The sequence below is a fragment of the Limnochordia bacterium genome, assembly GCA_023230925.1.
Taxonomy (GTDB): domain Bacteria; phylum Bacillota; class Limnochordia; order DUMW01; family DUMW01; genus JALNWK01.
Genome location: JALNWK010000104.1, coordinates 1 through 3,303, shown reverse-complemented (window position 1 = coordinate 3,303; position 3,303 = coordinate 1). Strand labels below are relative to the sequence as shown.

Genomic DNA, 3,303 nt, shown 5'->3' with positions numbered 1-3,303 from the left:
TTATTCCTTGTCCAGCAAACAAAAAAAGACCCGCGTCTAAACGACTTAGGTCTTACTCCAAGTGTCTCATTTAATATGCTTGGATCATGCAGTTTTTGTCTCAAATAATGTGGTGCCTAACACTAATAGTGACTCTGACAGCGATATCCCGAAGCCCTCGCGCTAGCAGGAATCTTCTTCAGCTTGTTAGAATATATTGCGTATTACACGATGAAAGGGGGAATATACCCATATGTCATGCATCGAAGTAGAGAAACTGCAAAAGTTCTATGGTGACTTTAGGGCCGTAGACAATATTTCCTTCAATGTGCCCACAGGAACAGTGTTCGGCATGTTGGGCCCAAACGGTGCGGGAAAAAGCACGACAATGGAAATCCTCATTGGACTCAAGAAGCAAACAAGCGGCACGGTAAGAATCTTAGGTCTAGACCCGCAGAAACAGCCGGACAAACTTAAAGGATCCATCGGAGTTCAACTGCAGACTGCTGCAATGTACCCTCGCCTAACGGTTCGGGAGATCTTGACCCTTTATGCAAGCCTTTATACAAACCCACTCCCGGTGCAGGAAGTAATGGAACTTGTTGGTCTAAAGGACAATGCAGGCGCGCAAACCCGCACTCTATCCGGCGGGCAGAGACAGCGTCTTGCACTAGCCACCGCATTGATTAGCAACGGGGATCTACTGTTTTTAGACGAACCCACCACTGGATTAGATCCCCAGTCCAGACGCACCCTTTGGAACGTGGTACTAGACTCAAAGAATCAAGGGAAAACCGTGTTCTTGACCACCCACTACATGGATGAAGCGGAACGTCTTTGTGATTACATTATTATCGTGGACCACGGCCGGATCATTGCCCAGGGCTCGCCCCAATCACTTATTGAGGAGAATTTTTCTGAAAGGGCCGTTGAGTTCTCCACACCCTTGCATTGGGCTAATTCAGATCTCGAAGACCTCACAGGAGTCACACGTATGCAAATGGAAGGCGATAGAGTCACTTTGTATACTTTAGATCCAGCCAACACCGTAGCGGCATTGATGGAGTACGTCACATCAGGCAACCGAGTATTGGAGGGTTTTAACGTTCGAACCGCCACCCTTGAGGACGTCTTCCTCAAGCTAACCGGAAGGAGGATTCGTCCCCAATGAGAAAACTGTGGCTTCTTACAATTGCCAACATTAAGGAAATCCTACGGGACCCAATGGCTCTTTTTTGGTTTTTTGCTTTTCCAATCATTTTCATGTTCCTTTTCGGCAGTATCTTCTCTAGCGAAAGCAGCCAGGAGTTCTCCATTGGACTTGTCGTGGAGCAACCAAGTCCCCTGTCCGAAAGTATTGGTGAGACACTAAGCTCCATCCCTAATTTCCAGGTCCTTCCTGGTACACAGGAAGATGAACTTAGGGAACTTAAAAGGGGTAACCGAAGCCTGGTCTTGATAATCCCTGATCTATCCTTTGAAGGCACCGCACCCGTGGAGATTCCTGTATACTACGATGCTAGTCAAAGCCTTACTAGCCAAGTGCTTCTACCGGCAGTGGAGCAGATATTCGTGCAGATAGAGCGTCAGATCACCAAACAGCCCCAACTACTCCAGGCAGTTCCCACCGCCATCCAAGCGGAGGGACTAACAACAGTTGATTTCATCATGCCGGGCATCTTGGCCATGGCATTGATGCAGCTAGGCCTTTTTGGCTCCCTACGCCTAATAAGTCTTAGAGAGCAGAAGATTCTCCGGAACCTCGGCGTAACTCCTCTCAATAGAAGCTACTTAGTGCTCACCGAGATCATCGTTCGGCTTTGCATGGGTCTGGTGCAAACGATTATTATCACGACCCTTGGTCACTTTGTCTTTGGGATTCACATTGTAAGCAGCCTAGCTACTGTGTGGTCCATCGCCCTTTTCGGTGCTGCAGTCTTCACAAGTCTAGGATATATGGTGGTTTCCTTTGTTCGTTCAGAGGAAGCGGCTGTGGGCCTGATTCAAGTAATCCAGTTTCCAATGATGTTTTTATCCGGCCTTTTCTTCCCCAGGGAAATCCTTCCTGGCTTCCTGCAACCAGTAACCAAGGTATTCCCCCTTACCTACTTGACCGATGCCCTAAGGCTAACCATGGTCGGAGACACCTCTGTGCCCCCTCTGTCCCTGAATCTTCTCGTCTTATCCGGCTGGTTAGTAGGTTGCTTGTTGATTACTGTCCTGTTTTGGAAGTGGGAGTAAAGCCTTTGGCCTGTTCCTCTGGCACAGGCCATCTTCCTTTACTTATGAGCGTACCGATTTCAGTCTTTGATCCCTGCATAAAGGCTGCTTCCAACAACTCACTTTCCCCAAGAAAGCCGATCACTCGACACTGACGGTCCAAGACCCAAATAATGTGATAGTCCTTGTAGTTCAAGTTGGATACGACCTCCTTAATCGTTGTATCCAACACAAAGGCTAGGTGACGGGTTGAACTTCTGTTTTGCGCTAATAGTCGAAGCCGTCTAGCAAGCAAGTATCCCATGAAAACATAGCTGCTTTGTTTGCGTTCCTCTTGAAGACTTAGAAGGATAAAAACTCCCAAGCAGATCAGCAAGACACTACTTATATTATAGAACAGCAAAGCGGTTCCTGAGACTATTGATAACCAACCCACCACCCCGCTTATCTTAATCGACAGCCCCGTGCCTCGCCTGTAACCCTTGTTCATTACAAGACTGGCTCGCAGTAAACGTCCTCCGTCCAGTGGCAATGCTGGCAAGAGATTAAGCAATCCGAGTACCAAGTTGATATGCATCAGTTCAAACGAGTAAGGCAATCTTAGACAATAGGCCAGGGCAGCGAGTATACCCAATCCGATACTAAACAAAGGACCAACAATAGAAACACAAGCCTCAAGCATAGGGTCAACCCCGAGGGTTTCCACTAGTCTAACAACTCCTCCAAAAGGCAGTAGTTCAACAGCATCAACAGTGAGACCACTTCGCTTAGCCATCCATACATGAACCAACTCGTGCAACAATACCGATACTGTGAAGAGAAAGCCTAGCGGCAGTAGACCAACAAACCATATGACTATTAGTACCGCAATCAGAAAAGGATTAATCTGAAATTTAACTCCACCAATGCGCACCGGACCACCTACCTAGTTAGCACTTCTAAATCCTATGCGCAAATAACGACTAATATTATTCATAGTCACCAGCACTTCCGCAACTAAGATGGGAAAACCAGGTTAAGGAATAGTGTTTATGCACGTTAGGCACAGTATCATATGTATTGGGAACTATCGAAAAAGTTATCAGGCAATTCGCGCGCATCGAT

3 protein-coding genes are annotated in these 3,303 nt (G+C 47.2%); 2 read left to right on the top strand and 1 reads right to left on the bottom strand.

Translation table 11 applies throughout. From position 1 onward, the window contains the following. The first annotated feature begins 232 nt into the window (after positions 1–232). Positions 233–1,150, top strand: coding sequence for an ABC transporter ATP-binding protein (locus M0Q40_12620; protein ID MCK9223430.1), 918 nt, complete (start codon positions 233–235; stop codon positions 1,148–1,150). After that, positions 1,147–2,220 carry an ABC transporter permease gene (locus M0Q40_12615; GenBank protein MCK9223429.1) on the top strand — a complete coding sequence of 358 codons (1,074 nt, stop codon included), beginning with the start codon at positions 1,147–1,149 and terminating at the stop codon, positions 2,218–2,220. The genes M0Q40_12620 and M0Q40_12615 overlap by 4 nt, the downstream gene beginning before the upstream one ends. On the opposite strand, the gene M0Q40_12610 is transcribed toward M0Q40_12615, so the two are convergent. Continuing rightward, on the bottom strand, positions 2,192–3,112 hold the full coding sequence (locus M0Q40_12610; GenBank protein ID MCK9223428.1) for a site-2 protease family protein: 921 nt from the start codon (positions 3,110–3,112) through the stop codon (positions 2,192–2,194). The genes M0Q40_12615 and M0Q40_12610 overlap by 29 nt on opposite strands. Positions 3,113–3,303 lie beyond the last annotated feature (191 nt).

What these genes read in the sequence shown, in the direction of transcription:
- M0Q40_12620 (MCK9223430.1), top strand. Translation starts at nt 233, where the DNA reads ATGTCATGCATCGAAGTAGAGAAACTGCAAAAGTTCTATGGTGACTTT.
- M0Q40_12615 (MCK9223429.1), top strand. Translation starts at nt 1,147, where the DNA reads ATGAGAAAACTGTGGCTTCTTACAATTGCCAACATTAAGGAAATCCTA.